We start from the raw sequence: 16,078 nt of genomic DNA, 5'->3' as shown, positions 1-16,078 counted from the left end.
TTGACTCCGTGTTGCAGTGGAAGCGTTTATTGTTGTTCCACAGCCTCAATTCGAAGACTCGATTTGCCACTGGCTGCGGGGTATTTGCACCCTCAACCTATGCCCGGCACTGAATCATGTAAAACGATCATTAGTGATGCTTGTGATCTCTTTTGATGAACCTTAGATCGCCTTTTCTTGCCTTTGCGATCCGCGAAACCTAATCTCCTCAAAGTTAATTTTTATCGACAGTTATTGCTTTTAGAGATAGGTGAATTCGATGGATGTGACCGACCTAAAGGTGGTTGACGCGGTGGCGCGGCACGGCAGCATGAACAAGGCCGCCAGCGAACTGAACACCGTGCAATCGAACGTGTCCGCAAGAATTCGAGCGCTGGAAGAGGAGCTGGGGGTGTCGCTGTTTCAACGCAGCGCCCGAGGTGTCCAGGTCACGCCGGCCGGGCGGCGGATCCTGCCCTTCGCCGCGCGCCTGTCGAAGCTGCTCTGCGATGCCTCCAGCGCCGCGCGCGACGATGGACATCCAAGAGGCGTATTCGAGATCGGTACGCTGGAGACGACGCTGGCGTTGCGTCTTCCACGGCTGATCGCCAGGTTCGCCAAGGCCTACCCTGACGTTCGCCCACTGATTCGCACCGGCACCACCTGCAGTCTGATCCAGGGGGTCATCGACTGTCAGCTCGAAGGCGCATTTGTGGTGGGGCCGGTCAATCACCCGGAACTGCTGAGTGAGATAGCCTTCCGCGAAGAGCTTGTCCTGGTCACGTCCACCGCCGTCAATCGGCTGGAAGAGGTCGCCTCGATCGCCAACCTGAAGACGGTTGTCTTTCGAATCGGTTGTTCCTATCGCCAGCGCCTGGACTCCCTGCTGACCGGGTTGGGTGTTCCGACGCCCGAGCCCCTTGAGTTCGGATCGATCGAAGCCATCGTTGCCTGCGTGTCCGCCGGCGTCGGCGTCACGCTGTTACCCATTGGCGTTGTCGCCGGTGCATTGCGCGACGGGTTGGTCAACGTGCATAAGCTGGCACCGGACATCGCCGACGTAGAGACGGTGTTTGTCCGGCGCATCGATGGCTATTTTTCCAGCGCGTTATCGACCTTTCTGGACAGCGTTCGACTGGACGGGGTGCCGGCGCTCGCGCCCACGTAGCGATAGCTCATCCAGCCGTTCATTCCGGCACAGACCAACAGAAGCGCGGCCGTCACCAGAAACACATGGTGCAAGCCGAAATGAGCCCCGATCTGCCCACCGATCAGTGGCCCGATCACCTGCCCGGAAAACTGCGCCGATTGCAGATAACCCAGGATTTTCCCGGTGTTGTGCTCTTCAACCGAATGCCGGATCAGCTTGGCAATCGCCGGCAGGAGGCCAGCAAGGGTCATCCCCATGACACCGCGCAAAACCGCCAGTTGCCACCATTGCGTGACGAAGGCCTGGGGCACCATGACCAGTCCCGTCAACAGCAGACAGCCGACAATCACCTTCCAGCTGCCAACCCGGTCTGCCAGTGCCCCCAGTCTGGCGGCGGTCAAAATGCTGCCCAACGCCGAAGCGGCCATGACAAAACCCGCGACACGCGCCTGACGATCCATCGGTACGCCGAGGTCGCCGATGTAGACGGTGATGATCGGCTCGATCGACATATTGGCCAGGAGCACCATCATCGCGGTCACGAGCAGTGCGCCGATCACCGGCCATTTTGAACCCTCCCCCTCAGGCCGGTTTTTCTGGTGCCGTTGCCTTGCATCCGCCACACGATCGAAGTCCTCGCGCACCAACAGGATGGTGGCAAGGGCAGCGACCGCGATCATCCCGCCGCCAACGAAAAACGTGCCCCGGATACCCACGAACTCAGGCAGGAAACCACCCACCAACGGCCCGATCAGGTTGCCGGACAAGGCGCCCGTGGACAAAATACCCAAGGCCCAACCGGCCCTTTCCCGCGGAACCTGGGAGCCGATCATGACAATGGAAGCGGATGCGTAGCCACCGATGAGGCCAGCGAAGAGGCGCAACGCGACCAGTTCGGTAACGTTCCGCGCCAGCCCGATCAGCGACATCACAATGGCCATGCCGATGGCCGCTCTGACCAGCATGGGTTTGCGGCCATAACGGTCCGCCAGGCGTCCCCAGATCGGGGCCGTCACAGCGGTCCCCAGAAACGTCGCTCCGAAGGCCACCGCCGACCATTGCACCACGTCAGCCTGCGACGTCACGCCCAGTTGCTGGACGTACAGCGGCAAAAAGGGCAACAACATACTCAGGCTGACCAGCGTGGTGAACGAGCCGAAGACGCACACTGCCAGGTTTCGGCGCCAGTACCTCTGGTTGCGATCGGAATAATTCACGTACAAGGGCGTTCCGTTTTGATCGAATGGAAAGTTGCTCTTCAGACAGGCTACGCAGGCGCAGATATCTAAAGAAGCGAATTAATTCGATCAGGGCTATCTCCAATCAAGATAACTGTTCGGAAGCGCCCGGACTTCAGCCTTGGGTGACAGGCGCGCTCGAATGCACCGAGGAAACGGGCTCCGGCGCCGGCTCGTCGTCCAGCTTGATGAACATGGCCAAAATCGGTCCCATCAGCACCACGGCGATCGACGCGCCGAACGCCACCGACCAGTTATTGCCGGTGATGTCCAGCAACCAGCCGATCACCACCGGCGACACCGCGCCGGCCAAGGCCATGCCGGTGAAGGTGCAGGCGCTGGAGGTCGCTGAGTGGGCGTGGGAGACCTCGGTGCCAATCACCCAGAGCGGCGAGTCGGCCAGTTCCGAGCAGAAGAACGAGAAGCTCAGGCCACAGGCGCAGATCATCAGATCGTGAGTGAACATCAGCGGAATCAGGCCAATGATCGAGGCCAGAAAGCCGAAGATGATCAGGTCGCGACGTGAGCGCAGGCGGTTGCCGGTGACCTTGAAACGCCAGTCCGAGAGCATGCCGCCGACCGCGGTGCCGACGGTCCCGCCGAGCAGCACGAAGGTCGAAAACATGGCGGTGTGGGTCAGGTCCATGCCGTAGCGCTGGGTGAAGAACGACGGAATCCAGTTGAGGAAGAACCACAACACCCAGCCGTGGCAAAAACAGGTGGCGGCCGCTGGCCAGACCCTGCGCAGCATCTGCGGCCAGTTGACCGGGACGGCGACCACAGGCGCCACCGGTGCAGCGGCCGTGGCTTCGACCAGTTTCTTCGACTCGCTCAGGCTGAAATACATCACGAACATGTAGATCAGTGTCACCACGCCGAGGATGACGAAGGTCATGCGCCAGGAAAACTGGATGATCATGAACGTCACGATCAACGGCGCCAGCGCATTCGCCAGGCGTCCTGACGCGTGCATCATGCCCTGGGCCGTGCCGCGCTGAGTGATGGGGATGGCACGGGCAATCATGCGCGCTGCGGTCGGGTAGATCGGCGCTTCGCCGATGCCGACCACGAAACGCGCAATCACCAGCACCACCAAGCCACTGACCAGGCCCGTGGCAATGGTCGCGACCGACCAGATGATGCCGTACAGCAACATCGCCTTTCGCGAACCGATCCGGTCACTGAACCAGCCGCCGGGAATCATGAAGCAGCTGTAGGCGATGGCGAACGCGGAGAACATCATGCCCAGGTTGGTGTTGCTGAACCCCAGTTCCTTGCTGATCGTCGGTGCGGCGACCGCGAGGTTGGTGCGGTCCACGTACATGATGAATGCCATGACGCACAGCAACACGAACGTCAGCGTTGCCCTGCGTTTTTGCGCAAGCGTAGTCGGAATCATTTTTTCCACCTTTTTTTATAGTTGTAGTGGGCAGGCGGTCATCCCGGACCGCCTGTCATGGCGTTACTTGAAGAAGCCGCTGAGCACCTCGTAGGTCTCGTCCGGGCACTCTTCCTGCAAGTAGTGCCCCGAAGGCACCGTGGCGGTCTGCACAATGTTGGTGGCGTAGCGACTCCAGATTTCCGCGGCATTGTGGTTGCGGCCAACGCCGCCCTTTTCGCCCCAGAGGATCAGCGCCGGGTTGTCGATGCGGCGGCCTGCGTCAAAGTCGGCGGTGTCCATGTCCAGGTCGATGCCGAACGTGGCGCGATAGTCTTCGCACATGGCGTGGGTGGTGGCCGGGTTCTTGATGCAGCGGATGTAATCGGCCAGCGCCTCGGGCCCGAAGAAGCTGGTGCCCTGGTCGGTCTTCGACAGTTTGCGCAGGATGAAGAACTCAGGATCGGCGTTCATCATGCGCTCCGGCGTCGGCGCGTCCTGGGTCATGAAGAACCAGTGCCAGGAAAATTTGCCCCACTGGCGCGTGACGTTATTGAGCAAATAATGTTGCGGCAGCATGTCGACGAATCCGGCTTTCAACACCTTGTCGCCGTGGTCCAGGCACATGCGATGCAGCACCCGCGCACCCCGGTCATGGCCGGCAGCATAGAACTGCTCGAAGCCCAGCGACTGCATGACTTCGACCTGATCCTGGGCCATGGCGCGGAACGAATAAGCCGAATGATCGCCACCGCCTTCCGGTTTGGAGCTGTCGCCATAGCCGCGCAAATCGGTGCAGACCACGGTGAAGTCCTTGGCCAGGCGCGGTGCGATCTTGTGCCAGGACAGGTGATTGAACGGGTTGCCGTGCATCAGCAGCAAGGGTGGGCCCTCGCCTCCCACGACAGTGACGATGTCGGCGCCGCTGGTTTTGGTGATGGTTTTGGTGAAATTCTCGAACATGGTCTCAGCCTCGATGGGTATGCCTGGCCTGGGCGTTTCGCCCTGCTCTTGTTGTTCGTGGAGGGCTCAGCGTTTGAGCTTGCGCGCGGCGGCGTCGTCGGCGGCCACGCGGAACGCAGCGGCCATGGCGCCGACGTCGGCAATGCCTTTGCCAACGATGTCGTACGCGACGCCATGGGCCGGGGTGGCATAGACGGTCTTGAGGCCGCCGGTCAGGGTCACGCCGGACGAGAAGCCCAGCAGCTTGGTCGCGATCTGGCCCTGGTCGTGGTACATGATCACCACTGCGTCGAAATCGCCGTTGCGCGCCTTGATGAACACCGTGTCGGAAGGAAACGGCCCTTCGCAGGCCAGGCCTTTCAAGCGCAAGGCTTCGAGCGTCGGGCGAATAATCGTGATCTCTTCGTCACCGAACAGACCGTTCTCGCCGCCATGGGGATTGAGCGCGGCGACACCGATTCGCGGCGCGCTGTTGCCCAGTGCACGCAAGGTGTCGTGGGCCAGTTGCAACGCCCCTTCGATGCGATCCGGTTGCACCATGTCGACGGCCTTGCGCAGCGCCACATGGGAGGTCACGCGGAAGGTCGAGAACTGCGGGATGATGTTGACCTCACCGAAGTAACCGACGTGTTCGGTCCAGGCGGCAAACATCTGGTGTTCGTCGTGGTAATTCCAGCCACCGCGGTGCAGGCCGGCCTTGTTCAGCGGCGCGAAGCAGATGCCGTCCAGCTCACCGGCCAAAGCCATGTCGGTCATGATCTTCAGGGTTTCGCCGGTCAGCCGACCGGACTCCGCGTTGACCACGCCGCGCTCATACAACGCAGGGTCAACGTTGTGCAGATCGATCAGGGGTACCGCCGCCTGGGTGTAGTCGGCCTCGCTCAGGTGCGTGATTTTCTGGTAGGGAATGCGCCGATCAGCGTCGCGCATGCCCAGTTCGAGCACCCGCTCGTCACCGATGATCACCACATCCGCCCGCTCACGTGCCTCAGGTGTCGACAACAGCTTGACGACCAACTCCGGGCCAATGCCGGTTACATCGCCGAGCATAAGTCCAATCAGGGGTTTCATCAGATTCTCTCCAGTCCGGTCAAGATGTGTCTTTCTTGTTATCGGGAGCGCCTGGGAGTAAGCCCGGATTTGCGGGCCGACGCCTGGGTGCAACCGCTGTGGACATCCTAGGCCGACGGGGTAGGCCTTCAAGGTGCAAAACGTGGGGTGGGCGTTCACAGACTGTGGTTTGAGCGGGGTCACCCAGGCTTTCTTTTCGCAGGGTTCGTCTTCTGTGAAGGGACGCCGGATGGTAAAACTCATGGCGCAGCGCTTTGTTGGAAGTGCCTCGAAAAAGGATCACCTCGGTGAAGTCACCCGCCACGCCGGATTCAAGTGTCAACGCTGACGCGGGACTCAGCCTGCAAACCCGGCTGATCGCGCTGGTGGTGGCGGTGACTTTTTTCATGGAAAACCTCGACGCGACCGTCATCGCGACCGCGCTGCCTACCATGGCCAGCGCATTCGGGATCACACCGGTCGACATGAACGTGGGCATCACCGCCTACATTCTGGCGGTGGCGATCTTCATCCCGCTTTCCAGCTGGATCGCCGACCGCTTTGGTGCGCGGCGAGTATTCGCCGGCGCAATCGTCGTGTTCACCCTCGCCTCGCTCTTGTGCGGGCTAAGCCAGAACATCGAAATGTTTGTTCTGGCCCGCGTGCTACAAGGCATCGGCGGCGCGTTGATGGTGCCGGTTGGACGCCTGGCCGTGCTGCGCAACACCGACAAAAAAGACCTGGTGAAAATGATCGCCGTGATTACCTGGCCCGGCCTGGTGGCGCCCATTCTTGGGCCATTGGTGGGCGGCCTGATTGTCACTCACGCATCATGGCCATGGATCTTCTACGTCAACCTCCCGCTCGGTGCCTTGGCGTTGTTTGCCGCACTTTGGCTCGTGCCAGAAGGACGAGAAGCAAACGTCCGCCCATTCGACGGCAAAGGCTTTGCCCTGCTCGCCGGCGCCTGCGCCTCGCTTCTGGGCGGCCTGGAATGGCTGGGCAGCCAGCACGGCAACGCCATGTTGTCGGGATTCGGGCTGGTGATTGCCGGCGTGATACTTGCGGTGTGGGCAGTGCATCACTGTCGGCATCACACCCACCCGCTGTTGCCGCTTGGCACCGTCTCCATCAACACCTTTCGCGTCAGCATCTTTGGTGGATCACTCTTTCGACTGGCCATCAGCGCCTTGCCGTTTTTGCTGCCGCTGTTGTTCCAGGTCGGCTTCGGCTTATCACCCATCGACGCGGGCCTGTTGGTGCTCGCAGTGTTCGCTGGCAACCTTGCGATGAAGCCGTTTACCACGGCAATCATGCAACGTTATGGCTTTCGCAAAGTCCTGCTGGTCAATGGCGTCATCGGTGTGGTTTCCATCCTGGCCTGCGCGCTGTTTACCCCGCAGACGCCATTTGCCTTGATTGCCGCCGTGCTGTTTGTGGGTGGTTTGTCGCGATCCATGCAGTTCACTTGCTACAACTCCATCGGGTTTGCGGATGTTCCCAAGGAGCGGATGAGCGAGGCATCGGCGCTGTTCAGTATGTTTTTTCAACTGGCCATGGGGATGGGGGTGACGGTTGCGGCGTTGTTATTGCGTGCTTCGATGTCGGTGCAGGGTCATGAGCTGCTGGCGCAGGTTGGGGACTTTCGGGTTGCTTTTATCGGGGTGGCGGTGTTGGGGCTGTTGGCGCTGGTTGATGTGATCAGGTTGCCGAAGGATGCGGGGGAAAGTGTATTGAAGCGGGCTTGATGGGGACTTCGCTCGATCTAAAAACACAAAAGCCCTGCCCCCTCTAAATGGGACAGGGCTTTTTATTGCACATCACGTAAAACAGCCGCCCTCACCTACGTCTGTGGATCAACCTGATCCAACACACGATTCACCGACAGCTCCGCCAGCGTAATCATCTGCTGAATCCCCAACGCCAAATTGCATTTTGGACCGTTGAGGATGAAGGCCAATTCAGTGGCCATGACGCTGGCTGAGGCAAGGGTTTCGCAGGCGTGTGCCAGCAGGGTTTCGGTGTCTACGTCAGGGGCGATGGTGAACATGGAAATGGGACGGCGCTCGGCCATGGCTGGCTTGCGGGAGGTGAACTCGGAGGTTTGGGATGGATTAACGTTTTCGTCGAGCATTTGGAACTCCAATGGATTGGGCTCCTATGAAATACGGGCTACCACACCCGGTCGCTGGATTGGCAGCGGCTCAGGGAGGTTAGCGAGGGGACTTCCGAGGGGCAACCCTATTGGATCGTAGGAAGCCTCCGAGATGAATGGAATACCCTTCTCGGGCTACTTTTAACCGCGATTTTCCTGACAGGCTTTTATCGGCCAGTAGTCGTTGGTGGATGACTACTAACGACTTAAGTGAGATCACGTCTCCGTTTTCTGCTACGAGCCCTCTTGAGGAACTTGGTGCTGAAAATCGCGAATCGACCAAACAGGATAGACATAGTTATCGGCAGAATCTTTGTGCAACAATTGCCGACTATTCATTTTACAAGGATGTTAAAAATGGCTGGAAAACCCGCCGCCCGAGTCACAGACCCCACTGACTGTTCTCTGGCTACCCAATGCCTGCCAACATTCACATGTTTGTTGTCGTCGATGAGATCGGTAAAGATGGCTTTCTGGTGAGAAGAATTTATGCCTCTCCGGATAACCCTCACCTAACTGCCAAAAATCTTCCAGACTTTCAAATCAAGCATGAAATCTGGCCAGAAAAATTCGGCATGATGCCTGTTGATCCAAAATCAAACGCAACGGTAGCTGAACACGTATTTAGCAGCAGAAAATATCCATCCGGCTATGTGTCAACCAGCTCTATTTTCCCTGATGGCTCACCACGCTTTGAAGGAAAGTCCGTTTACATGGATGTTGCGAAAGCTAAGGCTGCGGGAGCCAAACTGGTGACCACTGAGGAAATCCTGAAATCCTTGGAGGAGTACAAAAAAGTCGCACCTAAGAATGTTGCAAAGATCGACCAAATTGCAGAATGGATAAAAAATATTGATAAGGAGGTATTGGTCCAAGCGGAGAAAATACCTCCTAAAGCGATTTTTACACCTGGCTCATACAAGGCTACCTCTGTTCTGATCAAAGGGGCGAGAGTAGTCAGAGTATTTGCCATTGGCTTTACCGCTTACGACTTGAAACTGGCTGCCGACGAGTCTATCAAACAGAAGAGCATCAAGCCGATTTCAGTGGAAGTGGTCAAACAGGCAGGTGGATGGGGTGGAGCGATTGCTGGAGCGAGGATCGGTGTCGTTGCGGGTGCCGCTGTTGGCATTGAAACAGGTCCCGGAGCAATCGTCAGTGGTGCGGTGGGAGGGATAATGTTCGGCACCGCTGGTTATTTTGGGGCCAGTTGGCTCACCGAATATCTTCAGGACTGAGGTAGATAATGAACATTTTTAGTCGCATCAAAGCCTTCATTAAGCAAGAACCGGAAGAGCAGATTGCCGGATATTCAATACCAGAGCTGAAATCAGTTTTCGTTAAGTCGTTATTAACAAGAGATGGTTTTCTGCCCAGCTACCCGAGAGTTACTCCCCTGGAAGGCGTGGGTATTCCAGCCTATTACACTTCATTCATAATCGATCAAAAAGAGACTCTTAATTTTGTTGCGCGCATCGAATCTAAATTCAATTACGTAACTGAAAAAACCTTCAACGATCTAATCGTCAAAAAATACTCAAACACCCAAAAAAATGAACATTTGATTTTTTTTACATCGACCAGAGAATTCAACTCAGTGACCGTACGACTGGTCACCAATAGCGCTGATTTCTTGGCTGCCATCGCTGACGAGAAATTCTCCGTACCTCCTCCATGGGTAGCTTTCGAGAGTTACAACCCTTCCTGGTGGGGTGGCCATATGCAAGGCGCGCAGGGTTACTACAACGACAACTACTTCCTGCCTTTTTTCACTCAATTAAGTGATTCAGAAAAACAGTCGTATTACGCAAAATTTGAAGCTCCGACCGAGTGGATCAAGGCCTTGGAGCTAATACATGACGATGAATGAATCCATTTAAGTCTTCTTCGAAGCCCAACGGGGCTGCACCGCTTACTACGAAAAAGCGGCAATCAAGCTTTCAATAAGCCATCCGCGATTGTCCCCGAAAAAATCGCCTCCGCCGGCCCAGTAAGAAACACCGCCCCCACCCCATCCCATTGAACCGTCACGCTCCCACCATCACATTCAACCTCAACGGAATCATCCAACAACCCACGACGAATCCCGTTCACAACCGCGCCACAACAGCACGAACCCGAACCAAGCGGAATCCCACCCCCACGCTCCCAGATGCGCAAACGAATGTGCTGGCGATCAACGATCTGCACGAAATGCACGTTCGTTTTGAGGGGAAACAGAGGATTGGTTTCAATGGCCGGGCCAATTGTCGCGATATCAATCGCCCTCAGGTCATCCACAAAATAGGTGCAGTGCGGATTGCCCATGCTGCACGCGGCTGGGTCACCCTCCAGGGGCAGGACAGTCGTATCCAGCTCCTGAGCCAAAGGAACATCCGACCAGCCGAAAAGCGGCGCTCCCATGTTGACCGAAATGGCGCCGGTGGAAGTTCGTTCACACGTCAGCAGACCCCGGTTGGTACGGAGCACTATCGAGGTGGAATTGGCTTCGCGCATCAGCCTGTCCGCGGCACCGCGCGTTGCGCTGCCACAAGCGTCTAGCGGCGAGCCATCGGCGTTCCAAAACACCAGGCGGGCGGCTGCGTCATCGCAATCGAGCAACACCGCGAGTTGATTGAAGCCGACGCCACGGTTGCGATCGCCCATTCGCCGAGCGATGGCACTGGTCACTGGATTGACGGAGTTTCGTGCATCGACAATAACGAAGTCATCGCCATTGGCGTGCATCTTGTGAAAACTCAGCGGCATAAACAGATCCTGGCGAGGCGGCAAGTGTGTGGATCTAGCCCCATTCGCAACGCTTTTTCAAGCTGGCCGCGAATAGCGTTCAATGACCCCACAGCCAAGAATTTCGCTCAGGCGCTTCCCATCGCTCATCCGGCGAAACAACCCGGGCGTTTGCCACGGCGCGTAACCGTCGATGTTGGGGGCGCCCAGCCCGGCCATCACGTCGGCGATCAGCACCGAGCGCGTCTCGAACGAGATCCGCGTCAGGCCGGTGCTGTTGCCGACGCCGGCATGGGCATGGGCGCCGGAAAAGGCGATAAGACTGCCCGGGGCGATTTCAACGGCAATCCCCTCCTCCGAATCTATTACCTCCAGCAGGTGCGGGATGGCCTCGTCGGCGTCCACCGCGTTGCGTCCGTCCTGATGGGAGCGCTGCAGAATGGCGCGCATATCGAAGGTGATACTCGAATTGAGCAGCGGCCGCTGCCATAGGCCGGGGTACAACGCGAACGTCCGCCCGGCCGTGACCGGATAAACCGGCGCCCACCAGTTGGTCTGCGCGTACATGTTCGAGCCCCATGTGTCGCGATGGAAGGCGATGGTGGCCGTGGTGCGGGCGCGTGGGGTGAATTCCTCGGGTTCCCGATGGGGCTGGAAACGCAGATGCAATCGATCACACGCCAGAGAATCCGGGGTCAAACCGAGCTGTTCGATGACGGCCTGCCATAGGCGCTGGATCTCGGCCGAGCGAGCGAATTCGTTCTGGCATTTTGCGAACAGGACCGTCTGCTGTTCATGGTTCAAGTAGCGATGGATGTGTTGTGGCGGCCAGGGATGCAGCGCGTCTTCAAGAAATGAACGGGTGAACCCGACCAGCGCTGTCATGGGCTGCAAGTCCGCGACATGCATGATCTCGCCGTCGTAGATACGGTCGTGGAAGTGGCGAGCGATGTCCGGGAGGACAAGCGGGCTGTACATGACCAGAGGTTCCCTGAAGAGGCGTCCTCGACTTTAGATCCGCCCCCATCGTGGTGAAAGTGGCAGATTGGGTAAAAAATTGCGGATCAGAGAGCCCAGGCGGCCGTCATGAAGGAAACAGATCCAGCGTGCGCTCCACCTCTTCAATGTCGATTTTGAAGCCATCGCCCTCAGGCGTTCCGACCACAAAGCCGAAATTCTGCTGGTCGCGATCCGTCAGGTATTTGAAATAGCTGACGAAGCGGTTCGGTGGCTGCAGCGTCAGCAACGAACCGCCCTGCTGAAGTACATTGACGCCATGTACGAGCTGACTGCCTTCGACCCCGATCACGGTCCGCGCTCCGGCGCAGGTCGCCACGATGGTGGGGACGTCGGTTTTCAGAGGATCGAGTACGCGAAACCCTCGAGTCTTGCGCAGATGTTCGGCGATCTCGAGTTCGTTGCGCAAAAGGCGCAAGTCACCGGCGCTACCGCGAAGAATGAACACGCCAGGGTGATCCTCATGGCTCACGTGCGACAGCAGCTTTTCACCCATGGCCCGGTAACGCAGGTGCCTGCTTTGGTTGTTGCTGAAATCGTCGAAAAGCACGAGCTCATGAAAAAACGCGCCGTTCAAGCGAACCGGCTTCATGCCAAGCCAGTCTTCGTACGCGAGGGTCTGGGCAGAGAGAGGAAATCTGGCGGAGGGCGCGGTGGTTACCGGAAGGCCTTCGTCGCAGGCCAATGGATAGGTCGGGAAGTCTTCCATCAACCGTGTACCAAACCAGGTATTTCCATTTTGCGTGCAGAAGATGGCCCCGCGGTCGATCTCGTTTTCCACGACAATGCGCGGAAACCGGCCAGGCTTGAGAGACAACCAGAAACTCGCGTTGTCCTTGTAGAGCGCCCCATCGATCAGCCAGACATTTTCGAGCAAGTAACCGCGTGTCGGGCCTTGGACCACGTCACCCAACCCTTCCATCGTGCGCGCGGGATGCTCGAACGGATAAAAGCGCTTCGCCTCCCAACCCGTCACGCGTTCCATTTGACCGGGCAGGAAGAAAGCCGGTGGAGAATACGATACGCCACCCGGCGCAACGTCCCAGCGTTTGACCGCCAGGCTTTTCAGGTTGATCTCTGCCTTGCGCGCGAGTCTTTTTCTCGCCATGTACCTGTAGGCGGCAAGGGTCCATTTCCTTCGATTGCCAGCGGTCGAAGTACTGATTGGCGAGACATCGCTTTCCATGAAAAGTCCTCCTTTCGGGACAGAGTGTCCTGAAGATGCTCAGCTGGATGGAATCCTTTCCATAACGGGTGGGGTCTGCAAGTTAGCGTAGCGACTGCGCAAGGTTTCGAGAAACTGTTCGCCCGAGTTCTGCGCACAATAGAGATAAATCTTGTGCAGCCCGCCAAATACCATTTCATGATAGCGGCTGGCGGCCTCCTCATCGCTTGGCCCGTCAGGCAAGCCAAGGTGAAGGGTCAATTCCTTTCCTTCGGCAGCAAAAAGCGGCGTGTCCCAAAGGAATCTGGCGACACCCGTCTTGGGCAGCCGCAGAAACATATAAGCGTGGTTACCCAGGGAATCAACGTCACCGCCGCGCCTTCGTTTCCATTTCAGCAGCCCGTCATCCGGCCGTGCCACGCAAAGACCGATGTCGTAATAATCGAAGCCTTCATTGATCGCCGATTCAAGCGCCATGAAGGTGGTAATCGCGTTGACTTCACCCAGTCGCTTGGCATCTGAAAAAACCGCCTCGGTGTACCCGAAACGCAGCGTGCTCCAGTAGCGTTTTCCGCCACGCGTCACGGCGCAGCCAAGGTGACAGCCAATCACCTCGTCATCCCGCATGATCAGGTCGAGCCGCCCGACAGTCCTGGCTATCCTGAACACTTCCTCGGTGGGAAATTGCGCAGCGTGGATGCCTTGCCTTGCCTGGGCATAAGGCCGAAGCATTTCCCTGTCGGCCTGTGCGATTTCTTCATCCAGCAACGCCGGTCTCATGTGATAGAGCGGTCGGTTCTTGCGGATGTTTCGACGCAACTCACCATCGTATTTTGCGGTGATGTCCTCGATGGAGCGCCCCAGCGGAACGACGGCACTCAGATACAAGGGAATAGACAAAGTCCCCGGGGTCCGCACCTCACTGACCACCACCACATGATTCGACTCGGCGGGTTTCGGCTCGCCGTCAGTCACAGAGGTATTCTTCCCGCCGATAAGCAGCTTGGCCATCTCCCGTTGCTGTTTCCTGCCGATATAAAGAATCTCGTAAGGACTGTCCTTCTGCAGCCTGAACCTGGCAATTTCCCAACGCCAGACACACGCACGCCCAAGGATGTCTCGCAGCCAGCTTGAAGCTTGTCTGATCTCATACCGCATTGAAGGGGAAATGAGTTTTCGGATAACTGCCGCCAAGTTATCTTTCACTTTTCGTCATCCTTTGAGCTTTATCTTAGGCAGATCAGATACAAAGATCCGGGCGGAACTTTAATAAGCGCGCTTAAACATTGAAAAATAAGACATATTTTATGAAGCAGCGCGCTTACATTGAGTAACAGTAAAGATACAAGGCCGTGACTTTGCAAGGCGGCCTACCGGTCTTTCCGATTGAAACCCCACCCATAAAAAAGCCCACTGACCGTCACCGGTTCAGTGGGCTTTTAGATTACACCCTGATTACAGAGCCATATCGCTGGCAGCGTTAGCTTTCGGCGCTTTAGGCGCTTCAGCCGGGGCGGCAGCCGGAGCCGCCACCTGACCGATCGCCGGTGGCGGAGTCAGTTGCAGCACCTTGGCGGTGTAGGCCCACTCCTCAGCCACTTTTGCAGGGCTGCCGTTCAGCTGAGTGCCATAGCTCGGCACGATCTGGTGCAGCTTTTCCTGCCAGGCAGGCGAAGCGACCTTGTCCTTGAACACTTTCTGCAGCACGGTCAGCATGATCGGCGCAGCAGTCGAGGCACCCGGCGAAGCGCCCAGCAGACCGGCGATGGAGCCGTCAGCGGAAGCAACGATTTCGGTACCCAGTTTCAGCACGCCACCGGCCGCTTCATCACGCTTGATGATTTGCACGCGCTGGCCGGCTTGCCACAGGCGCCAGTCTTCAGCCTTGGCGTTCGGGAAGTATTCTTTCAGGGCGTTGAGGCGGTCTTCATCCGACAGCATCAGTTGGCCTGCAAGGTACTCGACCAGCGGGTATTCCTTGATGCCGACCTTGGTCATTGGCCACACGTTGTGCGTGGTGGTGGTGGTCAGCAGGTCCAGGTACGAGCCTTCCTTGAGGAACTTGGTGCTGAAGGTCGCGAATGGGCCAAACAAGATGACGCGCTTGCCGTCCAGGACACGGGTGTCCAGGTGCGGAACCGACATCGGTGGAGCGCCAACGGAGGCTTTGCCGTACGCCTTGGCCAGGTGTTGCTCGGCGATGGTCGGGTTCTCGGTCACGAGGAACGAGCCGCCAACCGGGAAGCCTGCGTATTCCTTGGCTTCAGGAATGCCGGACTTCTGCAGCAGGTGCAGGGCACCGCCGCCCGCGCCGATGAACACGAACTTGGCGTCGGTTTCGGATTTGCTGCCGTCTTTCAGGTTTTTGTAGCTGACGCGCCAGGTGCCGTCTTCGTTCTTGGTGATGTCTTGCACTTCGCTAGACAGTTTCAAGTCGAATTTCGGGGTGGTTTGCAGGTGCGCAACGAACTGGCGGGTGATTTCGCCGAAGTTCACGTCGGTGCCGATCGGGGACCAGGTGGCCGCGATTTTCTGGTTCGGGTCGCGCCCTTCCATCATCAGCGGAACCCACTTCTTGATCACAGCCGGGTCTTCCGAATACTGCATGCCGGCAAACAGCGGGCTCGCCTGCAGCGCTTCGTAGCGCTTCTTCAGGAACTTGATGTTGTCGTCGCCCCACACAAAGCTCATGTGCGGCGTGGAGTTGATGAACGAACGCGGGTTTTTCAGCACGCCTTGCTGAACCTGCCAGGCCCAGAACTGACGGGAAATCTGGAACGCTTCGTTGATTTCAACGGCTTTCGGGATCGAGACGTTGCCCTTCTCGTCTTCCGGGGTGTAGTTCAACTCGGCCAGGGCGGAGTGACCGGTACCGGCGTTGTTCCAGCCATTGGAGCTTTCCAGGGCGACGCCGTCGAGGCGCTCGATCATTTCCATCGAAGTGCCAGGTTCCAGCTCATTGAGCCAGACACCCAGGGTCGCGCTCATGATGCCGCCGCCGATGAGCAATACATCGACTTTCTTTGCCTCTTCCGCGTGAACGGACGTGATCCCCATCGACAAAGCCAGCCCCAGCAGGGCTGTGTTCATTTTCTTAAACATCTGTAGCACCTTTGATAAAACGCCATCCGCCCTTCCATCCTCACGACGAAACCCTTGTTTCACACGGCATTCAGGCAGATGTCGTGGGGGACTCGCACATAAGATCCGGAGGGGTGGGCACACAAGGCCGACGTGATCCATCGACCTCAGTTTA

Annotated in this window: 14 protein-coding genes; 4 read left to right on the top strand and 10 right to left on the bottom strand. The window is 57.8% G+C overall.

The features are described from left to right. Positions 1 to 259: 259 nt before the first annotated feature. Positions 260 to 1,147: a LysR family transcriptional regulator gene (locus tag KJF94_RS09000; RefSeq protein WP_214382712.1), complete on the top strand. Its 888-nt coding sequence runs from the start codon at positions 260 to 262 to the stop codon at positions 1,145 to 1,147. Here the strand turns inward: KJF94_RS09000 and KJF94_RS08995 are convergent. From KJF94_RS08995 to KJF94_RS08980, 4 genes are all read right to left on the bottom strand, one after another. Next, a complete protein-coding gene (locus tag KJF94_RS08995) occupies positions 1,072 to 2,346 on the bottom strand; it encodes an MFS transporter (RefSeq protein ID WP_214382710.1) in 1,275 nt (424 codons plus the stop codon). The two genes, KJF94_RS09000 and KJF94_RS08995, sit on opposite strands and share 76 nt — an antisense overlap. Positions 2,347 to 2,482: 136 nt before the next feature. Next, a complete protein-coding gene (locus KJF94_RS08990) occupies positions 2,483 to 3,766 on the bottom strand; it encodes an MFS transporter (protein WP_214382708.1) in 1,284 nt (427 codons plus the stop codon). A 63-nt stretch (positions 3,767 to 3,829) separates the two neighbouring features. Then, positions 3,830 to 4,708, bottom strand: a complete 879-nt coding sequence (locus KJF94_RS08985; RefSeq protein WP_214382706.1) for an alpha/beta fold hydrolase — start codon at positions 4,706 to 4,708, stop codon at positions 3,830 to 3,832. 66 nt (positions 4,709 to 4,774) lie between these two features. Then, complete coding sequence (locus tag KJF94_RS08980; RefSeq protein WP_214382704.1) at positions 4,775 to 5,779, bottom strand: PdxA family dehydrogenase; 1,005 nt, start codon at positions 5,777 to 5,779, stop codon at positions 4,775 to 4,777. 287 nt (positions 5,780 to 6,066) lie between these two features. Between KJF94_RS08980 and KJF94_RS08975 the strand changes: the two genes are divergently transcribed. Continuing rightward, positions 6,067 to 7,506 (top strand): DHA2 family efflux MFS transporter permease subunit, encoded by a 1,440-nt coding sequence (locus KJF94_RS08975; RefSeq protein WP_214382702.1) that lies wholly within the window; start codon positions 6,067 to 6,069, stop codon positions 7,504 to 7,506. A gap of 95 nt (positions 7,507 to 7,601) precedes the next feature. Here KJF94_RS08975 and KJF94_RS08970 read toward each other — a convergent pair whose 3' ends face one another. After that, positions 7,602 to 7,892: a DUF6124 family protein gene (locus tag KJF94_RS08970; RefSeq protein WP_214382700.1), complete on the bottom strand. Its 291-nt coding sequence runs from the start codon at positions 7,890 to 7,892 to the stop codon at positions 7,602 to 7,604. 437 nt (positions 7,893 to 8,329) lie between these two features. Between KJF94_RS08970 and KJF94_RS08965 the strand changes: the two genes are divergently transcribed. Next, complete coding sequence (locus KJF94_RS08965) at positions 8,330 to 9,151, top strand: glycine zipper family protein (protein ID WP_214382698.1); 822 nt, start codon at positions 8,330 to 8,332, stop codon at positions 9,149 to 9,151. Positions 9,152 to 9,159: 8 nt separating this feature from the next. Then, on the top strand, positions 9,160 to 9,783 hold the full coding sequence (locus KJF94_RS08960; RefSeq protein WP_214382696.1) for a hypothetical protein: 624 nt from the start codon (positions 9,160 to 9,162) through the stop codon (positions 9,781 to 9,783). 62 nt (positions 9,784 to 9,845) lie between these two features. On the opposite strand, the gene dapF is transcribed toward KJF94_RS08960, so the two are convergent. The 5 genes from dapF to mqo form a co-directional block, all read right to left on the bottom strand. Then, entirely contained in the window at positions 9,846 to 10,661 is an 816-nt protein-coding gene (gene dapF / locus KJF94_RS08955) for a diaminopimelate epimerase (protein WP_214382693.1), read from the bottom strand. A 57-nt stretch (positions 10,662 to 10,718) separates the two neighbouring features. Beyond that, entirely contained in the window at positions 10,719 to 11,618 is a 900-nt protein-coding gene (locus KJF94_RS08950) for a hypothetical protein (RefSeq protein ID WP_214382691.1), read from the bottom strand. 106 nt (positions 11,619 to 11,724) lie between these two features. After that, positions 11,725 to 12,843, bottom strand: a complete 1,119-nt coding sequence (locus KJF94_RS08945) for a glycosyltransferase 61 family protein (protein ID WP_214382689.1) — start codon at positions 12,841 to 12,843, stop codon at positions 11,725 to 11,727. Positions 12,844 to 12,882: 39 nt separating this feature from the next. After that, entirely contained in the window at positions 12,883 to 14,028 is a 1,146-nt protein-coding gene (locus KJF94_RS08940; RefSeq protein ID WP_214382687.1) for a GNAT family protein, read from the bottom strand. A 249-nt stretch (positions 14,029 to 14,277) separates the two neighbouring features. Then, positions 14,278 to 15,924 (bottom strand): malate dehydrogenase (quinone), encoded by a 1,647-nt coding sequence (mqo, locus tag KJF94_RS08935; RefSeq protein ID WP_214382685.1) that lies wholly within the window; start codon positions 15,922 to 15,924, stop codon positions 14,278 to 14,280. Between the last annotated feature and the right edge of the window lie 154 nt (positions 15,925 to 16,078).

It is taken from the genome of Pseudomonas hormoni (assembly GCF_018502625.1).
GTDB lineage: Bacteria > Pseudomonadota > Gammaproteobacteria > Pseudomonadales > Pseudomonadaceae > Aquipseudomonas > Aquipseudomonas hormoni.
This window is presented reverse-complemented; position numbering and strand designations above follow the sequence as displayed.